Below are 19,648 nucleotides of genomic sequence, written 5' to 3' on the forward strand. Positions count from 1 at the left end.
ACGCGCGCACGTCGCCGGCCGCATTGCTATTTGGCTCCCTTGGGAGTGAAGCGCAGGGCACCGTCCAGGCGGATCGTCTCGCCGTTGAGGTACACGTTCTCCGCGATCTGCTGCGCCAGCTGAGCGTATTCCTCCGCCCGGCCCATCCGCTTGGGAAAGGGGACAGCGGCGCCCCAGTAGGCGTCGAGTTGTTCCGGTTCGGCGTCGCCGAAGGCGGGCGTGAGGAAAGTGCCAGGCGCGATCGTCACCACCCGGATCCCGAGCGGTGCGAGGTCACGGGCGAGGGGCAGCGTCATCGAGACGATGCCGCCCTTGGCCGCGGCGTAGGCGGCCTGGCCGATGGTGCCGTCGTAGGCGGCGATCGACGCGGTGTTGATGATGACGCCGCGCTCGCCGTGCTCGAGCGGCTCGGTGGCGGCGATGGCGGCGGCGGCCAGCCGGTCGATGTTGTAGGTGGCCGCGAGGAAGATGTCGAGCACCTTGGTGAACGACACCTGCGGGGCGGGGCGGCTCTCCTTGTCGAGCGTCCGCGGCCCGCCGCCGCCGCCGTGGGCCACGACGGTGATCCGCAGCGGGCCGAGCTGCGCGGCCGCGTCGATGGCCTGCCGCACGCTGTCTTCGTCGGTCACGTCGGTCCGCACGAACACGGCACCGTCGCCCAGGTCGTCCGCCACGGCCTTTCCCTTGGCCTCGTCGAGGTCGCTGACCACGACCCGGGCGCCGGCCGCGTGCAGCCGGCGGGCGGTAGCGGCGCCGAAACCTCCGCCGCCGCCGGCGATGAGCGCCACTGCTCCCTTGATGTCCATCGTTCGCCTTTCAAACCGAGGGTCAACCGAGGCCGGACCCGGCGATTGCTCCCGTACGAGAGCTGTCATAGTTAGCTAATTGCACTATACTAACCTGCTGTGAGAGACCACGCGAGGGGCAATCGATGAGCGCCGGCGACAGCACGGAACACGACGAGCTGCGCCACGTCGTCCGCGAGTTCCTCGGCGAAAGGTCGCCGAGCAGCGAGGTACGCCGCCTGATGGAGGCGGGGGAGAGCCGCGACGAACTTGTGTGGGCGCTGCTCGCCGGACAGCTTGGGCTGACGGGGATCGCCGTGCCAGAAAAGTACGGCGGCGCCGGTTACGGCCCGGTCGAGCTCGGGATCGTGCTCGAGGAGATGGGCGGCGCCCTCGTGGTGGCACCGTACTTCGCCACCGTCGCCCTGGCCGGCCAGGCCCTCGCTGCCTCGGGCGATGAGGACGCGATGGCACGCTGGCTGTCCGGCATCGCCGACGGTTCGCTCACCGCCACCCTTGCGGTCGCGGAGGAGTCCGGATCGTGGGACCTGGCCGAGGTCGCCGCGACCGCGGAGCCGGCCGGCGACGGCTGGGCCGTCACCGGGACCAAGCTCTTCGTCATCGACGGCCACACCGCCGATCTGCTACTTGTCGTCGCGCACGCACCCGACGGGCCCGGCGTCTTCGCGATCGAAGGCGATACAGCAGGTACCGAACGGGTGCGGCTTGACTCACTCGACCTCACGCGTCCCCTCGGGGCGGTTAGCCTGCACGGGGCGCGAGCCGTCCGGGTCGGCGCCGGCCGGGACACGGCGGCGTGGCTATCGGAGGTACGGGACCTGATTCTCGCCGCGCTGGCCGCCGAGCAGCTCGGCGGCGCCGCTCGCTGCCTGGACATGTCGGTCGAGTACGCCAAGGTCCGTGAGCAGTTTGGCCGGCCGATCGGCTCCTTCCAGGCCATCAAGCACAAGTGCGCGAACATGCTGCTCGAGGTGGAGTGCGGCAGGTCGGCGGTGTACCACGCCCGCGAGGCGCTCGCCGGCGCGCAGCCGGACGGGCGGCTCGCCGCCGTGCTCGCCTACACCTACTGCTCGGGGGCCTTCACCCGTGCCGCCAAGGAATGCATCCAGATCCACGGCGGCATCGGCTACACCTGGGAGCACGATGCCCACCTGTACCTGCGCCGGGCGAAGTCGTCTGAGCTGCTGTTCGGGCAGCCCGCCAGGCAGCGGGCGCGGCTGGCCGAGCTGGCCGGAATCTGAGGGACGGCGATGACCCTGGAACGCGAGGCAGCCGTCTCCGCGGCGGTGCCCGACGACGATGCTTTCCGCGCCCGGCTGCGGGACTTCTTCGCCGCCCATCACCCGGGGCGGCCGCCGAAAGACCCGCGCGAGCGCCTGGCCTGGACCAAGGCATGGCTGGCGACCCTGTTCGACGCCGGATTCGCCGGCCCGAGCTGGCCGCGCGAGTTCGGCGGCATGGATCTGTCGTTCGCGCATCAGCTGACCTACCACGAGGAAGTCGCACGCGCCCGGGTGCCGGGACCGCTTGGCACCGGCCTCAACATCGCCGCGCCCACCATCATCAAGTACGGCACCCAGGAGCAGAAGGAACGGTGGCTTGCTCCGATGCTCAGGGGCGACGTGATCTGGGCGCAGGGCTACTCGGAACCGGAAGCCGGCTCTGACCTGCCGAGCCTGCGCACGACCGCCCGCCATGACGGCGACGAGTACATCGTCAACGGACAGAAGGTGTGGACGTCGCACGCGGGCGACGCCGACATCTTCTTCTCCCTGGTCCGCACGGGAACCAGGGAGAGCAGGCAGAAGGGCATCACCTATCTCGTCATCGACGCGCACGCGCCAGGAGTGCAGGTGCGGCCGCTGCGGGACCTGACCGGTGGACACCTGTTCGCCGAGGTGTTCTTCGACGACGTGCGGGTCCCCGTCGCGAACCGGATCGGTGCGGAGAACGACGGCTGGCGGCTGGCCAGGACCAGCCTCGGCCACGAGCGGGCGGCCGGTGCGCTGAACCAGGCGGCCATGTACCGCCGGGTGCTGACCGAACTCGAAGAGCTCGCCCGCGAACGCGGCCAGCTGTCGGATCCGCTGGTACGCGACCGCTTCACCGACCTGGAGATCGGGGTCAGGATCATTCGCTACAACGCAGAGCGGACGATCGGCGGTATTCTCGCCCGCGGTGACGCCGGCGCGACGTCGTCGGTCTCGCGGCTGCTGATCACCGCGTTTGAGCAGGACATCCACGAGTTCGCCGTTGACCTGCTCGGCCCGGCCGGGCTTCTCGGGAAGTCCGAGCCGCAGGCGGTGCAGCGCTCCCGCTGGCTGACCGGCTTCCTGCGCACGCGCGCCTCCACCATCGGCGCGGGGACCAGGGAGATCCAGCTGAACACGGTCGCCGAGCAGCTGCTCGGGCTGCCGCACGACCCCGGCATGCCGCCCCGCTGAACGCCGCTTGCCGACCCACCCACAGGAGAACCCATGCGGCTTGACTACAGCCAAGAACTCGAGGAGTACCGGGCCGAGGTCCGGGACTTCATCGCGCGGCACGGGCCGGGACCGCGCAAGCACGTCGGAGTGCGGGCGCCCGACCCGGAACAGGTTCCCGTGCTGCGTGCCTGGGTCGCCCGCCTGTACGCCGCGGGGTACCTCGGCCAGACATGGCCGGCGGAGTACGGCGGCCGTCCCGGCGCCACCATCGAGCACGCGTTCATCGTCGCCGAGGAGATCGCCCGCGCGAGGACCTGGGGCGAGATCGGCGCCGGCGCGCTCGCGGCGGGAGCCATCCTGGCCTTTGGCAGCGAACAGCAGCGCCAGCGCTACCTGCCGGGGATTCGCTCCGGCGAGGACCTGTGGTGCCAGCTCTTCAGCGAGCCGGGCGCGGGCAGCGACCTCGCCAGCCTGAAGACCCGGGCGGTGCGTGACGGCGACGATTTCGTCGTTACCGGCCAGAAGGTGTGGACCACCAACGGCCACTACGCCGATCTCGGCTACCTGCTCGCGCGCACCAACCCCGACGTCGCCAAGCAGGCCGGCATCACCGCCTTCGCCCTCGACATGCGGACGCCGGGCGTCGACGTCCGCCCGTTGCGCGAGATCACCGGAACCAGCGACTTCAACGAGGTCTTCCTCGACAACGTGCGCATCCCGGCCAGCCAGGTGATCGGGCAGGTGGACGACGGCTGGCGGGTCGCCAACGCCAGCCTCGGCCACGAGCGCAGCGGCGTGGGTGCCCGTGCGGTGGAGCTCTACGCTCAGCTCGACGAATTGGTGGAGCTCGCGCGCCGCACCACCACCGCGGCCGGGCAGCCGGCCATCGCGGACGGCGCCACCCGTCAGCGGATCGGCAGGCTCGCCGCCCTCGCGCACGTCACCGACGTGATGAGCAAGTCCGTGCAGTCCAGGATCGCCAACGGCACGGAAGACGCCGCCGACGGCCCGCTCACCAAGATCTTCTTCAGCGAGGTCAACCTGGCCATGACGGAGTTCGGCGTCGCCATGCAGGGAGTCGGCGGCATGGCGGTCGAAGGCGACGAGCGGGCCTACGCGGACGGCTGGTGGCAGGACGCGTACCTGTATGCCCGGGCCTACACGATCGCTGGCGGCGCCAACGAGGTGCTCAAGACGGTGGTCGCAGAACGCGCCCTCGGCCTGCCACGGGACAAGCGATGACCGCCGAGGGCCGGCGGTACGGCCTGCCCTGGCGCGGAGCGGAGGTGGCCCGCGGCGCCGAGGCGGCCGGCGTCGCCGCGTTCTGCAGCGGCGAGTTCGTCGACCACGAGGCGTACTCGACGCTGGCGGAGATGGCACTGCACACGGAGCGGGCCCTGGTGGGTCCGGGTATCGCCTACGCGTTCGCCCGCACCCCGTACGCACACGCGGCCGGCATCCGCGGCGCCTGGCGGCACGCACCGGGGCGGGTCTTCCTCGGCCTTGGGTCGGGGGCGTTCAAGATCAACCGCGACTGGTTCGGCGTGGACGCCAGCCGGCCGGTCGCGCGCATGGCCGACCTGGTCGGCGCCGTCCGCGCCTGGCTGCACGCGGAGAACGGGCAGCGGGTCAGCTACGACGGGGAGTTCTATCGCGTCGACGCCGTGGTCGGCGCGCCGGTGCTCGGCCGCATCGACGCGCCGATCCTGCTCGGCGCGTTCAACAAGCTGATGGCGTCGGCCGCCGGCCGGGCAGCCAACGGGGTCATCGCCCATGGCCTGTTCACCAGGTCCTGGTGGGAGGACGTGGTCCGGCCCGCTGTGGCGAAGGGCGCCGCCCAGGCCGAGCACGAGGCGGCACCGCGAGAGCACGGCTGGGTGATCACCGCCATCGACGATGACGACCCGGAGCGCGCCGTCATGGACGCCCGCCGGATGATCGCCTTCTACCTGACCGTGAAGACCTACGACCCCTACGTCGAGCACCACGGCTGGACCGCCCAGACCGCCGCTATCCGCGAGGCGTTCGCCGCCCGCGACACCACCGCCATGGCCCGGGCGGTCACCGACGACATGCTTGAGGCGATCGCCGTGTGCGGCACCACCGCCGACGGCCGCGCCGCGCTCGCCCGCCGCGGCGACTCGCTGCCCCGTGACGTCGCCTACCTGGCCCCCCCGTCTTTCATGGTGAGCGAGCGCCGCGGCCAGCGCTACGCGCTCGCCAGCCTGGCGCTGCTGGAGGGAACACCGTGAAGTTCACCGTCGACTACCCGATCGTCAATGTCGGCTACGACCCGGCGCTGGTCACCGCGGCGGGCATGACCAGGGTTGCCAGGGCGGCCGAGGAGTGCGGGTATGACGCGATCTCGTTCAGCGAGCACCCGGCACCGTCGCACAAGTGGCTCAGCGCCGGCGGTCACGAGTCGCTCGACCAGACTTCCGCCCTGGCTTTCTGTGCTGCCGTCACCAGCCGGCTGCGGCTGATGACCTACCTGCTCGTGCTGCCGTACCACAACCCTTTCCTGACAGCCAAGGCGCTGAGCACGGTGGACGTGCTGTCCGGCGGACGCCTCACGGTGGTCGCGGGCACGGGCTACCTGCGCTCCGAGTTTCTCGCACTCAACGTCGACATGACCGCACGCAACGAGCTCTTCGACGAGTCGCTCGAGGTGCTGCGCGGCGCATGGAGCGAGGTCCCGTTCGCCTACCAGGGCAAGCACTTCACCGCCCGCGGCGTGGCTTCCCTGCCCGCCCCGGTGCAGCCCGGCGGCCCGCCGGTGCTGATCGGCGGCAACAGCGCCCGCGCCAGGGCGCGCGCCGCCCGCAACCAGGGCTGGAGCCCGCTGATGGTGAGCCCCGAGGTGGCGCGCACCTCGCGCACGCCGGGCATCGCCACCGTCGCCGAGCTGGCCGCCCAGGTCAAGCAGGTACGCGACGCGGCGGCGGCGGTCAAGGGGACCGACGCCCCGCTGACCATCCAGGTCCACACGCCGCAGGCCGGCTTCATGCAGCGGCCGGGTTCGGCCGAGGAGCACAGGGATCACCTCGGCCAGCTCGCCGACGCCGGAGTGGACTCGTTCGTGCTGCGGCCGCCTGGCGACAGCGCCGACCACACGGTCGAGGCGCTGCACCAGTACGCGCAGACCTTCCTGAAGGGGTGGGCGGCCGCGTGACGACGAAGACCGGGGTGGCCGTGGTCACTGGCGCCAGCCGCGGCGCCGGCCGCGGCATCGCCATCGCGCTCGGCTCCCACGGCTACACGGTGTACGTGACGGGCCGGACGCAGCGCGAAGGCGAGTCGCAGTGGGGCGGCACCATCCACGACACCGCCGCGGCTGTCAGCGCGGCAGGCGGCAACGGCGTGGCGGTGCCCGTCGACCATCGTGACGACGGGGAGACCGCGGCACTGTTCCAGCGGGTCGCCGCGGATGAAGGCCGCCTCGACATTCTCGTCAACAACGCGGCGCTGATCCGCGAAGAACTCCAACGTTCCGTACCGTTCTGGGATAAGCCCCTGGCCGCGAGCACCGACCTGCTCGACGTCGGACTGCGCAGCAGCCTCGTCGCCAGCTACTACGCGGCGCCGCTGCTTGTCGAGACGGGCCGCGGCCTTGTGGTGTTCACCTCGGCGCCCGGCGCCGTGCGCTACCAGTACGGAGCGGCCTACGGCGCGCACAAGGCAAGCCTGGACAAGTTCGCCGCCGACATGGCCGTCGACTTCCGGCCATTCGGCGTAGCGGCGGTGTCGATCTGGATGGGCGCCGTGCTGACCGAGCGGCTGCGGCAGATCATCGACAGCGGTCCCGAGTTCGCCTACCTCGCGGGCATCGCGGAGACGCCGGAGTTCACCGGGCACGTCATCGCCGCGCTGGCCGCGGACCCCGACGTGCTGGCGGTCAGCGGACGCACGCTGATCGGCGCGGAAGTGGCGCAGCAGTACGGGATCACCGACGCCGGCGGGCGGCGGCCGCCGTCGATGCGCGAGCTGATGTCCGTCGAGCCAGTCAACTACCAGGGAAAGGCCGGACGATGACCGACGACCAGCTGCAGCAGCTGCTGCAGGACGTGCAGTACCTGAAGGACCGCCAGGCGATCCTCGACGTCATCATGCGCCAGGCCCGCGGCCACGATCGCCACGACGCCGAGCTGATGAACAGCTGCTTCTGGGACGATGGCGTCGATGAGCACGGCCAGTTCGTCACGCCGGGGCCCGAATACGGGGACTGGGCGAACACGGTTCACTCGGCCGGCTACTTCCTGCACATGCACAACATCACCAATCACACGTGCGAGATCGACGGCGACACGGCGCACTGCGAGACCTACGTGATCGGGGCCATGCTGCCCAGGCCCATACCCGGCCGGGCCAGGTTCGTCAGCGGCCGCTACCTCGACCGGCTGGAGCGGCGCGACGGGGAGTGGCGGATCCTGGTCCGACGCACCACCATCGAGGTGGAAGCCGAGGGCGACGCGACGTGGCCGCAGAACGAGATCTGCGAGACCTTCCCCAAGGGCGCGTGGGACACCGGGGACCTGTCGTACGCACGCCCGCTGCGGCTTGACTCACCGACTCTCCTGTGGGACGGACGATGACTGCGACAACCAAGTAAGGACCGTGGGCGGCGCGCTAGGGATGCGGGTCTGCCCGCCCGAGGCCGGCCAATGCCTGCCGCAGCTCCCGGCGCGATCCGACGCCAAGTTTGGTGTACACCTTGCTGAGATGCCACTCGACGCCGGATGGCACCAGGGACACGGAGGTCGACGCGATCCGGACCCGGGAGGCGGCACGATCTCGGGAACTGGCCGCGCAAGGTCACCTGCTACGGCTGTTTCGTCCGCCGCTTGGCGCCGGCGAGTGGCGTACCTGGGGCCTGTTCCAGGCCGCGGACGCGGCCGAACTGGAGAGCGTGCTGTCGTCGATGCCGCTGCGCGTCTGGCGGCACGACACGGTAACGCCACTGACGGCGCACCCCAGCGACCCTCCGCAAGGACGCCGACGGCTGGCGGATCGCCCACTACCAGGTATCGCGCCTCGACTGAGATCTTTCACCCGGGCGTCTCCTTCATCGGGGCAGGAGCGGCCTTGCTGTTTCCCGCGGATGCCCTGTCGGGCGGGGTGCCGCCAGCCAGCACCTGCGCCACTACGACGTCGGAGGACAGGACGTCGCCGATCAGGCCAAGATCGGCTCCCGCGCGCCGGGCGGCCGCGCGGACGACGTCGACATCCTTGGACATGAGTTCGGCGAGGCGCGTTCCCACCGCACTCGCCCCTATCCAGGCCACCGCGCTGAGCGCGCGGCTGCCACCGCTTCCCTGCTGGACGGCGGCCAGGATCTGCTCCTCGGTGATCCCGAGCGAGCCGGCGAGCCGGACCGCGTCAACCGCCAGGCCGACCTGCGCGACGAACAGCGCGTTGTTGACCAGCTTGATCCGCTGTCCGTCGCCGACGTGGCCAACGAACAGGACGGGAGAGGCGTAGCTGTCAAGCAGCGGACGGACACGCGCGAGAGCTGTCTCGTCACCGCCCACCCACAGGGTGAGCCGGCCGTCGGCGATGTCGCGCGGGTTGCCGGACAGTGCGGCGTCGAGCACCGCGATCCCCTGCCGCGCCCCCACCTCGGCGAGCAGCGTCATCGTCGCCGGGTCGCAGGTCGTGTGCTGGACCAGGACACCGCCGGCGGGCATGGCGGCGAGCACGCCGTCCTCGCCGAGGACCGCCGCCCGCAGCTGCGTGTCATCGAAGACGACGGTAATGACCACGTCCGCATCCCGCACCGTTTCCTTCATGGTGCCGGCGCACCGCAAACCGGACGCTTCGGCAGCAGCCCGGGCCGCCGGCCGCCGGGTCAGGACGACAGGCTCATGCCCGGCCGCTCGGAGCCGGTCAACGATCGGGCGGCCCATGCGGCCAGCGCCGATAACCCCGATACGCATAACGTTCTCCTGGGTCAGGTCATCTGAGGTAGCTGCGGCCGCCGTCAACCGGCATGGTGGTTCCGGTGATGAACCCGGCATCCGGCCCGCACCGGCCGCCGCCGGTCACCAGTGCCGTCTTGCCATGGAGAGTGCCCGGCGCGCCAGTACCGCCATCCATAGTCAGGCCATCGTGCCGGCCGGGGGCGCGAGCATCTCTCGGTGCTCGGCCGTGCCGTCGAGCGCGGCGTTGACCCGGTCGGCGATCCGCCAGCCCTGGGGCGTCCGGACCCATCGCCAGGTGTTGGCCGAGACCCGGGCCACCCAGAAGCGGTCCGCCTCGGCATCCCACCGGATGTTGAGGGCGTAGCTGCGCCCGGTCGCCTCGTCGCCGTCCACGACAATGTGCGGCACGGTCAGCACGTGACCGCAGCCGTTGGTGATCAGCCGCTGATGCCCGGGGCCGTGGACCATCGCCGCGATGTCGTCACGGCCTCGCATCTCGTAGAACGGAACGGCATCGAAGGAGCCATCCTCCGTCCACAGCGCCGCGGTTGCCTCGCCCCGGCCGCTGTCGACCGACGGGCCGTACTGGGCGACCAACTGCATGATCTCGACTTGGTCCTCAAGCGCCCGAACCCGGCCCACCAGCTGGTCCACGGTCGCGCGCAACTCGTCGATCTCGCTCACTGGCTGGCCCTCTCCGCGTCGGGGACCACGACGATGCGGGCCGGGCCGTTCGCGTCGCGCGCGGCGTCGAGTGCCTCAGCCACCTCCTCCAGGCCGACCGTCCGGCCGAGCAGCGGAGATACGTCGAGGCTGCCGGAACAGACGGCCTCGAACGCCTCGTTCCAGTGTTCTGGCAGCGGGCCACCGCCGAACTGAATGTTCAGCCCCTTCCGCTTCGCGGTCAGCGTGCTCAGGTGATCGCCCTCCGGCGCCCCGCCGAGCGACATGATGCGCGTGCCGCGCTCGCACCCGCGGATAATCGATTCGAGAACGCCGGGTACCCCGACGCACTCGATCACCACGCACGCCGACGATCCAGCCGCCGCCATCATGTTCTTCGTGGCCTCATGCGAGTCGGCGGTCACGTCCCGCCAGGCCTGGAAAGGCGAGACCTCCCCGGGATCGATGACCACGTCGGCCCCCATCGCGAGGGCCAGCGCCCGCCGGGACGGGACAAAGTCGGCGGCCAGAATGGGTCCCGCGCCAAGCCGCTTCAGCGTCGCGATAACCGATAGCGCGATCGCTCCGCAGCCGATCACCAGTGGCACGTCGTTCGGCCTGACCTGGGCCCGTTTGGCCGCCGACCAGCCCACGGCGACCGCGTCGGACACGCATACCGTCTCGCTCGGCAGGTCAGACCGGACCGGCTTGAGCAGCGTCTCGTCCAGCAGGAAGAACTCACCGAACCCGCCAGGCGTCTCGGGGTTCTGCCCGATGATCTTCATGCCGCCGCCGCCGAACATCACCGGCCGCGAACTCACCCGCGTCCCGGCAGCCAGCGGGCGCCGGCTGCCCGGCCCGTAATCCACCACCTCGGCGCAGTACTCGTGACCCATGACGATGTCCACATCCTGGTCATAGGTCGACCAGCCGCTATCGTCGTCCGCTCCCGCCTCGGGGTGATCCATGTAGTGCAGATCCGAGGCACAGATCGCAGTGGCGAGCGTGCGAACGAGTACCTGACCCGGACCGGGAACCGGGTCAGGAACCGCCCGCGTCTCAACCCGGCCCTGCCGCAGAACCGCAGCGCGCATGTGCTCTCCTCGGGGTTGGGCTGATCAGTGCGATAAATCACTATAGATCGATGAGATTACTATTTATAGGTGGAGGCGGGCGGGCTGCTCGCGTCGGCCACGAGCGGAATCGCGAGAAGGGGCAATCCATGGATGACGTGGGAATCGAGTACCAGACGGTGCTGGGCTGCCCGCCGGTTGAGTTCGTGCACCTGGCGGCCGATCTGGGCTGCCGCGCCATCTCGATGAAGGCGAGCACCGGGTCGTACAACCCCTACAACCCGTACGGGTACGACGACTTCTCATTCGTCGACGATGAGGGCGCCCGGCGGCGGATGGCCGCCGCGCTGAAGGACCGTGACGTCTCCATCTCGCTGGCGGAAGGATTCGTCGTGCTGCCAGGGCGGAACCTGACAGACGACCTGGCCAGCCTGGACGTGATGCGCGAACTCGGGGCGACGAGAGCCAACGTGGTCACACTCGACGCGGACCTGGCCCGCAGCTTCGATCAGTTCGCGGCGTTCGCCGAGGCCGCGGCCGGCCGCGGCATGCAGACCACGCTGGAGTTCGCGAAGTCCCTCACGCTGACCGACCTGGACACCGCCGTGGCGGCGGCCCGGCACGTGGGGCGCGACGATTTCCGGCTGCTGATCGACACCATGCATGTTGTGCGGTCCGGCTCGACGGCCGCTGACCTGGCGGCTCTCGACGCGTCCCTGTTCGGGTACGTGCAGCTATGCGACGCCGCGCTTGAGCAGCAAAACGAGGTGTACCGGGACGACTCAAGCGACCGCGCCGTTCCCGGCGAGGGTGAGCTGCCGCTGGTCGAAATCCTGCTGGCGTTGCCCGAGTGGCTGCCGCTCGGCGTGGAGGCCCCGATGCGGACCCGTGCCGCCCAGGGCATGTCGGCACGGGAATGTGCTGGCCTGGCCGTCGAGGGCGCGCGCGGCGTGCTCGCCGAGGTCAGGGCGAAGCGGGCTAACCCTGGGCAGGCCCGGTGAAGATCAGCCTGACGATCCCCAACAACAACAAGGTGACCGCCCTGCGGCAACCCTGGCAGGAGGAGGTCGGCGGCGCGCAGATCGGCGAGGTCGCGGCCCTAGCGGACCGGCTGGGCTTCAGCCGGCTGACCGTCGGCGAGCACTTTCTCATGCCGAGGCACCACGTCGAACTGTCCGGCGCGCACCATGTGGACGCGCCGACCGCCCTGGCCTACCTGGCCGGCCACACCTCGCGGATCCGGCTGGCGTCGAACGTCAGCATCGTTGCCCTCAAGCACCCCATCGCGGCTGCCAAGCAGTGGGCCGTGCTCGACTGGCTAAGCGGCGGACGTGCCGACCTGATGGTCGGGGTGGGCTGGCTGCCCGAAGAGTTCGAGATTCTCGGGGTCGACTTCCGCACCAGGGGCCGCCGCCTTGATGAGCACATCGCGGCGATGCGGGAGATATGGTCACCCGGCCTTGCCAGCTACGACGGTGAGTTCGTGGGATTTCGGGAGATCGCGTCCGAGCCGAAGCCCCTGCAGCACGGCGGGGTACCGCTGTGGTTCGCGGGCGACGTGGCGCAGACCTTCGCACGCGTCGCCAGGTGGGGCGTCGGCTGGTCACCGCGCCTGACGCCGCCGGAGAAGATCGCCGAGGGCATAGAACGGATCCAGTCGCACCCGGGCTACCGGGGCCAGGAGATCGGGGTCTTCTACAACCTCGCCAACCTGAGGCTCGGCGAATCGCACCGCAGCAAGCCCGATGACCACGACTTCGATACGTGGAACGCGCAGCAGCTTGTCGACCAGCTCTGCTGGGTCAGGGATCTCGGGGTGACCGAGGTGACCCCGCCGCTGCCCAGGCTCGCGAGCTATCAGCGGTACCTGGAGCGGCTGCACTGGCTCGCCGAGGAGGTCATGCCCAGGGTGTCCTGACGAACGCCATAGCGTCAGGAAGACGCGATCCATCCGTCGATCAGCGCGACGATCTCAGTGTGCCCGGCATACCTCGCCGCTCCGCGGGCGGTAGCACCGAAGGACTGCTCAGCGAAGCTCAGGTCGGGTCCCTGGCCGAGCCGGCTTGCGCGCACCAACGATCCTTCATTGAGGTGGTTCCAGTAGGCTGCCAAGTTCAGGCAGCCGGCCGCCGAGAGCAACGACTGCCGGCCGGACGGCCCTACGGAGTGATCATGGCAATACGGACCCTCCTCTGGCGCGGGCTCGACGCGCCAAGGCTGGAGATCGTGCGCGTCGAAAGCCTCGATCGTGCCCACGGCACGCAGATCGGCATTGCCTACGAGTTGCGCTGGAAGCTAGACGGAGCGGTGCTGGAGCTCACGATGGACGACGGCCCAAGTGTCCGGGTTGAGCTGGGCGACGCGGACTTCTTCGACCTGCAGCATTCGGCGTTCTTCAACTCCCTGCCCGTCGCCCGCGACATGCTCCTCGAGGAAGGCGCGCCGGCCCGCGAGTACACCATGCGATTCGTGCGCGTCCCGGAACTGACCGCGCAGCCAGCATGGCAGCGATACGAGCCGCTCGGGAACCGGGTGGTGCGCTACCACTCCAGCGGCTACCAGGCCGACATCAGCTTCGATGCAGAAGGATTCGTCACTCTCTACCAGGACTATCTCGAACGGGTCGGGTGAGGCGTGCTGATCAAAACCGATCAAATGGTCGCCATTATTGTCTCGATCTGCTCCATCGACAGCGGCGGCGTGGCTGGCGTTTGGCGAGGCATTGCCTCAGCCCGCAGTCCATCGAGCAGGAAGGTCAGCTGACGGCGCCATTGCTCGGGAGAACTCCGGTCCGTTGAGTCGCTGACCTTGCTGATCATCCAGAATGCGACGACAATGTCGCTTAGTTCGCACTCAGGGCGAAATGCGCCGGCCTGTTTGGCTCGATCGAATAGCCGCTGGACTAGCGGCCTTCCCCGATCTCGGAACTCGGCGACCTTGTCTATCCCGTGGTTCGCTGAAATCGCCTGACGCATACCGCGGTCCGTGGCCTGCAGTTCGCAGATGCGGTAGAGATAGGTCTCGAACGCTTCTCGCGGATCGGCGATCGACTCGCATTCGTGGAGGACGGCCAGGAACTTTCCGATCCGGCTCTCGAACATCGCCTCCACAATTGCTGACTTGCTCTCGAAGTGGCGGTAGGCCGTCGCTACCCCCACGCCGGCGTGGCGCGCGATCTCTTCCAGAGTTACTTCGGTGCCCCGCTCGGCGAACAACTCCTCGGCCGACCGCATAAGGAGGCCCCGGTTTCGCGCGACGTCCTTTCTGATCGGCTTGGCGACGCCGGTCATTCCTGCCGCTCTGGGTCGAAACCCTGAACTCGGTGCTCCACGATCCGCAGCATGCCATCTGCGGCCGACCGCTTCAGGATCTGCCGCTGGTTGAGGATGGCGATTGCCGGATACGGGCCAGGCCCCTCCTGCAGGTACGCGACCACCGTATAGTCAACGGCCACGCCGTCGTCGATCGACGCGGCCCTGATGTTCGTCGGAATATGGGGCGAGTTCTTGCCGGCCACGGCCGCTGAAGTGCTCAGGATGATCTGCCGGATCGCAGCCTTGCCCTTGGCGTCCTGGAGGACGGCATTATCGGCGTACAACTCGAGCACGCCTTCTACGTCCGCGCGGTCGAGCCGGGCGAAATACTCGCTCACCAGGCGTTCCGCGGCGGCTCGCAGGCCTAGCTCCTGCACGTCCGGGATTCGCCCTGGATAATCAGTAATGGAAATAACCCCCTACCATGTGCGGAACTGCGTCGTCTATCGGGGCGCGAGCTTGAACCTCTCCATTTCCTCCTTGTCGAGGGGCCGCGGGCCGGACTGGCCCGCGAAGGCCATGCACAGGGGAAGGACCTCGGGGAAGGACTCGACCGGGGTAGTGAGCCGCTCCGCGGTGGGTGCGCCGATCCGGGCGGCGACGCTTGCCAGGTAGTCGCCGTCAAGTCCCATGGCGCGCACGCCGTTCAGGCCCGCCATGTTGACCGCGTCGTGCTGCGGGACCCGGGACATGACGTTGCGCAGTGCGACCAGATGGACCGGCTCGGCGAAGTCGCCGGCCTGGTGGGCGCCTTCCATGTGCGGGTAGTCGCGGCCCCAGATGACGTTGCCTGCGTAGCCGTCCCTGGACGCCTCCACCGCCTGCGCGGGGGACATGAAGCTGGCGCCCATGTAGATGTTCGTCGGGAAGTAGGCGCTCGGCAGGCCCTTCTTGAGCGGCGTGTGGCCGAAGCGCCGGTACTGGGAGTCGAGGGCCCACTGCGTGCTCTGGTACCACTGCTCTTCGATCTCCGTGATCACCAGCGTCAGGCCTGGGAACCGGTCGAACACCTGCCCATAGATCAGGTAGTGGGCGGCGCGGCGCGAGGTCCAACCCCCGACGTCGGTGATGGTGATTTCCTCGGCGCCCGGGCCGGTCGCCGCATCGAAGATCGGCGCGCCGTTGCCGTGCGTGTGCAGCGTGATCCCGTTCTCGACGCAGGCCGCCCAGAACGGGTCCCAGGCCGGGTCGTTGTAGGGTCGTATCCCGGCCCGGCCGCAAACCGGGAAGTTGACTCCCGTCAGCCCGGCCGCCCCGGCCCGCCTGACCACCTCGACGCTCTTGCCGATGTCCCACGCCGGGATGTGGAACAGCCCAAGGAGCCGCTTCGGGTCCGCCGAGCAGAAATCGGCCAGCCACCGGTCGTAGATATCGCACCCGAGCTCAGACAGCTCAAGCAGGGAGCTGTCGAAGGCGTCGAAGGTGCCGATCCCGAACTTGGCGCTGCCGCCCCACGGCAGAGGCTCACCGTTCTGGCTGCCGTGGTAGATGACCTCGGCGGCCACGCCGTCGCTGTCCATGTCCGCCAGGCGGGCAGCCGGGTCGTAGTGCCCGGGGCCCGCGTTCGGGTGCCCGAGGAGCGCCTGGCCGTTGACGATCGGGCCGGTCTGCGCGATCAGCGCGTCGTAATCGTCCAGGCGGCGGGCCGGGCAGTAAGCGCGCAGGTCCTCGCGGAGCCGCGGGCCTACATGCGAATCAGCCGACACGATGATGACAGGCGCTGCCTGACTGAGAGACATGCTGACTCCTCGCTGTGCGGTCCGCGATCGACCCTGCCTCCAAAATGGAAGACCGATTCTCAAATTAGGCTCGCCCATTTCGGGGTGTCAAGAGCACGTGCCGCTTGCTCAGTGCATGACCTCGCCGGCGTTGACCATCAGGGTTTGGCCGGTGATACCGCGAGCCCGGTCCGACAGCAGGAAGGCGATGGCCTCGGCCACATCCCCGTCCGATGCCATCCGGCGCAGCGGCATGCGGGCGGTCAGCTCGGCGAGCACGGTGCCGGCGTCGACGCCGCGCTCCCGGGCGGTTCTCTCCACGTAGCTCTCGACTGGGGGGCCGAGCATCCAGCCCGGCGTGACCTCGTTGACCCGGATCCCGTCGGGCCCGACCTCGGCCGCCAGGTGGCGCATCGCCCCGGTCAGCGCCGACTTCGATGAGGCGTATTCGATCTGAATATGGGCGGGCGGCGGAGCGTGGTAGGTCTGGGCACTGACCATCACCACGGCGCCCTTGGACTTCTTGAGCTCGTCAAGCGCGAACTGGATGAGCCGCATTGTTCCGAAGACGTTGACCTCGAAGGTTTCCCGCCAGGTGGAGAAGTCGCCGGCCGATTGCAGCCCGCCGCCGCCGGAACTCTTCACCGCGACGTTCACGATGCCGTCAACGGCGCCGAACCGGTCCAAGGTTGTCGTGAGTATGGAGTGGCAGCCGTCCTCATCCGTGATATCGGCGACGACCCTGGCGACCCGCTGCCCGGTGGCGTCGACCTCCTGGGCGATCGCGTCGAGCCGCGCGGCGGTGCGGGCAGCGAGGACGACGTTCGCTCCTTGCCGGAAGCTGGCCAGCGCCGTTTCCCTGCCCAGGCCAGGGCCGGCTCCCGCGACGATAATCGTCTTGTTGTCGAGGTCGCCCATGACGTTCTCCTTCGGAAAAGTAAAACGGAGGACACGTTATCATTTCATCTCTTCAGGCGGGAGCCCCGCTGATGCACCCTCGGACGAGTTGTCAGTCGACGGCGACCCACGTGCCCCCGGTGGCCGCCGACTGCCGGATGGCGTCGATCACCGCCATGGCGGCGACTCCGTCGGCGAAGGTTGCCGGCCGGGGGTCGGCCGGGACAGGCTTGCCGTCGATCAGGTCGCCGAACGTCCTGTACAGCCGGGTGAACGGCGGGATCTCCCCGGCGCCGGACCGCATCCGGTCGTAGGCGCTCACCAGCAGGTCCGCCGGTGGCCGTTCAGACGGGAGCGCCGCCAGGTCATCGGGCACCGGGAGCTTCCTGGTCCCCGCGGCGTCGGCCACGTGCACCGCGCCGCCTTCGATCCACAGCGTTCCCGACGTGCCGCCTATCCGGGTCATGAACATCGGCGGGCCCCAGTCACTGGCGGACTCGTGCATCACGCCCTCGACACCGTTCGTCAGCCGGAAGCGGACCGAGAAACTGTCCTCCGCCGCCCACGTGTGCTCCACCACGCGCGGCAATCCCGCGCTGACCGCCGCGAACTCGCCGAGACTGCTCCGCACCTGGTCGATCAGGTGCGGTGCGTGGGCTTGCAGCCATCCGCCGCCCTGGTCGGCCGCGCCCCACCAGTCAGGTACGCCGGCATCCGGGTCGGCGAGGAACCCTCCGAAAAGGAGGAACGTCGCAAGCCGCGGAGTTCCCACCACGCCCTCGGCGATCGCGCGGGTGGCCACACCCTGAGTGGCCCCCCACCGGTACTCGGTGCCGACCAGGTGCACGACACCCGCCTCGTCGGCCGCGGCCAGCATCGCGAGTGCCTCGTTCTTGTCCCGCGCGAACGGTTTCTCGCACACCACGTGCTTTCCGGCGGCGACGGCCTCGAGCACGAGTTCCGCGTGGGTGTTCGGCGGCGTCGCCACCACCACCGCATAGGCGTCCGTGCGGGTCAGCGCCTCGGTCAGCGACGTGAAGGCACTGGGTACGCCGACGCGCGCCGCGCGCCGCGCCGTCCTGGCGGCATCGCGGCCCACCAGCCCGGCGACGTCGAAGCCGGCTGCCCGCAGGGCGGGCACGTGCGTCTGGCAGCCGACACCGGTGCCGAGGACCACCGCGCTACGTGCCGATCTCTCACCCATGCGCTCTCCCCACGTCGCCACCCTTGACCGGGGCGAGCCTGATTTGAGAATCAGTCTTCCATTTCAGGCAGGGCAAGGTCCATATCGGCTCTGCCGGAGTTTCGCGGAGCTGGTGGTCGTCGTGGGCGTCACGCCAGGTCATTCATCATGCGACATGCATGAAAGGCGACTACTCGCCGGTGAAGCGGAATTCTGCCTGCCACGGACTGTCCGCGTGGACGATCTCCCAGTAGCGTTCGGCGATGCGCTCCGGGTCAAACGAGGTACCCGCGGCTATCTGCCCTGCGATCGTCAGTGTGGCCACCCGGATGCCGTCCGGTGCAAGGTCGGCGCCGAGCATTGTCGCGGCCGACCGGAGCGCCGCCTTGCCGAGGGACACGGTCGCGAAAGCCGAGACCGGGTAGTCGGCGAACCCGCCCCCGGTGACGAGGATCGTCCCGAAGCCAGCGGCCCGCATGGCCGGGACGGCCGCCTGTGCGACGACGATGGCGCCGATGACGTCGACCGCGTACGCCGCCTGCAGGTGGGCGGCACTTGAGTCAAGCAGCCGGTCCGGGGCTCCCATGACGGCGTTATAGACCACGACGCCCGGTGCGCCGCCTGCGAGATAGAGCTCCCTCATCCGGGCGCCCAGGCCATCGGAATCGCCGGCATCGGCCGCCACGGTGTTGATCGTGGCACCGGTATCGGCCAGGGTGCTCGCGAGGTCGCGGAGGCCGTCGGGGCTGCGCGCTACCACGGTTACCCGGTAGCCGCCCGCGGCGAAGCGGCGTGCCACGGCCATGCCAAGGCCAGGTCCCGCGCCGACCAGCAGCAGATGGCGGCCATCGACAGGGCCGTGGTCGCCTTCTCGCTCGTTAGGCATGGTGCCGTTCCTTTCTCGTCGACCGCCTTAGGGCGGCTCGCGAAGGCGGCCGGGAGAGCCACAGCAAGGCTGAGATCCGCCTGGCCTGTTGCTAGTGAGGGTACTTGTGGGGCAGGCGGTGACTCGTTACCGGCCGCCCATCCGCTCCCACGAGGCGTCGGTCATCCAGGTGTACTCGAGGTAGTGGCCGAGCAGGTCCCTGGTGTCGAGGAACAGGAACTTGAGGCCGCTGCCGCCTGCCCCCTCGATCACGACCGGATAGGGCTGTTCGTCCACCCGGCGGCGGAAGTCTTCCCAGTCGGGCACCCGCGCGCAGCTGTGATGGAACCTCGGCAGGTCGTCGTCGGGGAGCATCGGGGCGAACATCGGGACGGCCTCCGCCACCGGCTCGATGAACTCGTACTGCAGATCACCGATCCAGGCGAAGGCGAGCTTGATGGTGTGCGGCCTCCTGCCGAAGGCGGTCAGCACCTCGGTCGTGGCGTCGAACTGGACCACGCTCCGCGCGTCCGCGCGGGCGGTGACCCGCGCGACCGCATCGTCGATGTTCCTCGTGACGTACGCGTTCTGGTAATGCTGGCCCTCAAGCATGCCTGTACCTGAACTCCTCAGTTGAATCGTCGCGGTGCCGACAGTACCGGCGCCCGTTCGGCTGAACCGTCTTTTCCTACCGAACGGTTGCGGGTTACACACGTCAGCGCGCCCTGTAACCACCGTCGATGTAAAGCGCAGAGCCGGTGACGATTGGGCGTTGACGGTCGCCG

Annotated in this window: 22 protein-coding genes and 1 pseudogene; 11 read left to right on the forward strand and 12 right to left on the reverse strand. The window is 69.3% G+C overall.

The features are described 5' to 3' along the window. Nucleotides 1-26: 26 nt before the first annotated feature. The gene (locus EAS64_RS27035) at nucleotides 27-806 is read right to left on the reverse strand and encodes an SDR family NAD(P)-dependent oxidoreductase (protein WP_145857471.1); all 780 of its coding nucleotides are present in this window, start codon (nucleotides 804-806) and stop codon (nucleotides 27-29) included. Between the two features lie 125 nt (nucleotides 807-931). On the opposite strand from EAS64_RS27035, the gene EAS64_RS27040 reads away from it, so the two are divergent. The 8 genes and pseudogenes from EAS64_RS27040 to EAS64_RS47610 form a co-directional block, all read left to right on the forward strand. Continuing rightward, nucleotides 932-2,047: an acyl-CoA dehydrogenase family protein gene (locus tag EAS64_RS27040; RefSeq protein ID WP_145857473.1), complete on the forward strand. Its 1,116-nt coding sequence runs from the start codon at nucleotides 932-934 to the stop codon at nucleotides 2,045-2,047. Nucleotides 2,048-2,056: 9 nt separating this feature from the next. Then, nucleotides 2,057-3,250, forward strand: a complete 1,194-nt coding sequence (locus EAS64_RS27045) for an acyl-CoA dehydrogenase family protein (RefSeq protein ID WP_145857476.1) — start codon at nucleotides 2,057-2,059, stop codon at nucleotides 3,248-3,250. Nucleotides 3,251-3,283: 33 nt separating this feature from the next. Beyond that, nucleotides 3,284-4,474 carry an acyl-CoA dehydrogenase family protein gene (locus EAS64_RS27050; protein ID WP_145857478.1) on the forward strand — a complete coding sequence of 397 codons (1,191 nt, stop codon included), beginning with the start codon at nucleotides 3,284-3,286 and terminating at the stop codon, nucleotides 4,472-4,474. After that, nucleotides 4,471-5,484, forward strand: a complete 1,014-nt coding sequence (locus EAS64_RS27055; protein WP_145857480.1) for an LLM class flavin-dependent oxidoreductase — start codon at nucleotides 4,471-4,473, stop codon at nucleotides 5,482-5,484. Before EAS64_RS27050 ends, EAS64_RS27055 begins: the two co-directional genes overlap by 4 nt. Continuing rightward, nucleotides 5,481-6,404, forward strand: coding sequence for an LLM class F420-dependent oxidoreductase (locus tag EAS64_RS27060; RefSeq protein WP_222849637.1), 924 nt, complete (start codon nucleotides 5,481-5,483; stop codon nucleotides 6,402-6,404). The genes EAS64_RS27055 and EAS64_RS27060 overlap by 4 nt, the downstream gene beginning before the upstream one ends. After that, entirely contained in the window at nucleotides 6,401-7,264 is an 864-nt protein-coding gene (locus EAS64_RS27065; protein WP_145857482.1) for an SDR family NAD(P)-dependent oxidoreductase, read from the forward strand. The genes EAS64_RS27060 and EAS64_RS27065 overlap by 4 nt, the downstream gene beginning before the upstream one ends. Then, the gene (locus EAS64_RS27070) at nucleotides 7,261-7,824 is read left to right on the forward strand and encodes a nuclear transport factor 2 family protein (RefSeq protein ID WP_145857484.1); all 564 of its coding nucleotides are present in this window, start codon (nucleotides 7,261-7,263) and stop codon (nucleotides 7,822-7,824) included. Before EAS64_RS27065 ends, EAS64_RS27070 begins: the two co-directional genes overlap by 4 nt. A gap of 110 nt (nucleotides 7,825-7,934) precedes the next feature. Further along, nucleotides 7,935-8,198: pseudogene (locus EAS64_RS47610) on the forward strand (muconolactone Delta-isomerase family protein); the annotation flags it as partial. Nucleotides 8,199-8,277: 79 nt separating this feature from the next. Here EAS64_RS47610 and EAS64_RS27080 read toward each other — a convergent pair. From EAS64_RS27080 to EAS64_RS27090, 3 genes are all read right to left on the reverse strand, one after another. Further along, nucleotides 8,278-9,165 carry an NAD(P)-dependent oxidoreductase gene (locus tag EAS64_RS27080; protein WP_145857486.1) on the reverse strand — a complete coding sequence of 296 codons (888 nt, stop codon included), beginning with the start codon at nucleotides 9,163-9,165 and terminating at the stop codon, nucleotides 8,278-8,280. Nucleotides 9,166-9,327: 162 nt separating this feature from the next. After that, nucleotides 9,328-9,834 (reverse strand): nuclear transport factor 2 family protein, encoded by a 507-nt coding sequence (locus tag EAS64_RS27085; protein WP_145857488.1) that lies wholly within the window; start codon nucleotides 9,832-9,834, stop codon nucleotides 9,328-9,330. Continuing rightward, a complete protein-coding gene (locus EAS64_RS27090; protein WP_145857490.1) occupies nucleotides 9,831-10,907 on the reverse strand; it encodes a zinc-binding dehydrogenase in 1,077 nt (358 codons plus the stop codon). The genes EAS64_RS27085 and EAS64_RS27090 overlap by 4 nt, the downstream gene beginning before the upstream one ends. A gap of 128 nt (nucleotides 10,908-11,035) precedes the next feature. Here EAS64_RS27090 and EAS64_RS27095 point away from each other — a divergent pair, with 128 nt between their 5' ends. Both EAS64_RS27095 and EAS64_RS27100 read left to right on the forward strand, forming a co-directional pair. Then, nucleotides 11,036-11,887 carry a sugar phosphate isomerase/epimerase family protein gene (locus EAS64_RS27095; protein ID WP_145857492.1) on the forward strand — a complete coding sequence of 284 codons (852 nt, stop codon included), beginning with the start codon at nucleotides 11,036-11,038 and terminating at the stop codon, nucleotides 11,885-11,887. Then, a complete protein-coding gene (locus EAS64_RS27100) occupies nucleotides 11,884-12,804 on the forward strand; it encodes a TIGR03619 family F420-dependent LLM class oxidoreductase (RefSeq protein ID WP_145857494.1) in 921 nt (306 codons plus the stop codon). The genes EAS64_RS27095 and EAS64_RS27100 overlap by 4 nt, the downstream gene beginning before the upstream one ends. A gap of 14 nt (nucleotides 12,805-12,818) precedes the next feature. Here EAS64_RS27100 and EAS64_RS43865 read toward each other — a convergent pair whose 3' ends face one another. Then, the gene (locus EAS64_RS43865; RefSeq protein ID WP_187366208.1) at nucleotides 12,819-12,959 is read right to left on the reverse strand and encodes a hypothetical protein; all 141 of its coding nucleotides are present in this window, start codon (nucleotides 12,957-12,959) and stop codon (nucleotides 12,819-12,821) included. A gap of 99 nt (nucleotides 12,960-13,058) precedes the next feature. On the opposite strand from EAS64_RS43865, the gene EAS64_RS27105 reads away from it, so the two are divergent. Next, nucleotides 13,059-13,517, forward strand: a complete 459-nt coding sequence (locus tag EAS64_RS27105) for a putative glycolipid-binding domain-containing protein (RefSeq protein WP_145857496.1) — start codon at nucleotides 13,059-13,061, stop codon at nucleotides 13,515-13,517. A gap of 20 nt (nucleotides 13,518-13,537) precedes the next feature. On the opposite strand, the gene EAS64_RS27110 is transcribed toward EAS64_RS27105, so the two are convergent. From EAS64_RS27110 to EAS64_RS27140, 7 genes are all read right to left on the reverse strand, one after another. Further along, nucleotides 13,538-14,176 carry a TetR/AcrR family transcriptional regulator gene (locus EAS64_RS27110; RefSeq protein ID WP_145857498.1) on the reverse strand — a complete coding sequence of 213 codons (639 nt, stop codon included), beginning with the start codon at nucleotides 14,174-14,176 and terminating at the stop codon, nucleotides 13,538-13,540. After that, a complete protein-coding gene (locus EAS64_RS27115; protein WP_145857500.1) occupies nucleotides 14,173-14,538 on the reverse strand; it encodes a nuclear transport factor 2 family protein in 366 nt (121 codons plus the stop codon). The genes EAS64_RS27110 and EAS64_RS27115 overlap by 4 nt, the downstream gene beginning before the upstream one ends. A gap of 105 nt (nucleotides 14,539-14,643) precedes the next feature. After that, nucleotides 14,644-15,939, reverse strand: coding sequence for an amidohydrolase family protein (locus EAS64_RS27120; RefSeq protein WP_187366209.1), 1,296 nt, complete (start codon nucleotides 15,937-15,939; stop codon nucleotides 14,644-14,646). Nucleotides 15,940-16,047: 108 nt separating this feature from the next. Next, a complete protein-coding gene (locus EAS64_RS27125; protein ID WP_145857504.1) occupies nucleotides 16,048-16,836 on the reverse strand; it encodes an SDR family oxidoreductase in 789 nt (262 codons plus the stop codon). A gap of 91 nt (nucleotides 16,837-16,927) precedes the next feature. Beyond that, entirely contained in the window at nucleotides 16,928-18,019 is a 1,092-nt protein-coding gene (locus tag EAS64_RS27130; protein WP_145857506.1) for a Gfo/Idh/MocA family protein, read from the reverse strand. Between the two features lie 169 nt (nucleotides 18,020-18,188). Then, complete coding sequence (locus EAS64_RS27135; RefSeq protein WP_145857509.1) at nucleotides 18,189-18,884, reverse strand: SDR family NAD(P)-dependent oxidoreductase; 696 nt, start codon at nucleotides 18,882-18,884, stop codon at nucleotides 18,189-18,191. Nucleotides 18,885-19,010: 126 nt separating this feature from the next. Next, on the reverse strand, nucleotides 19,011-19,475 hold the full coding sequence (locus EAS64_RS27140) for a VOC family protein (RefSeq protein WP_145857511.1): 465 nt from the start codon (nucleotides 19,473-19,475) through the stop codon (nucleotides 19,011-19,013). Nucleotides 19,476-19,648: the final 173 nt, after the last annotated feature.

This window comes from Trebonia kvetii (assembly GCF_007827045.1).
GTDB classification, from domain to species: domain Bacteria; phylum Actinomycetota; class Actinomycetes; order Streptosporangiales; family Streptosporangiaceae; genus Trebonia; species Trebonia kvetii.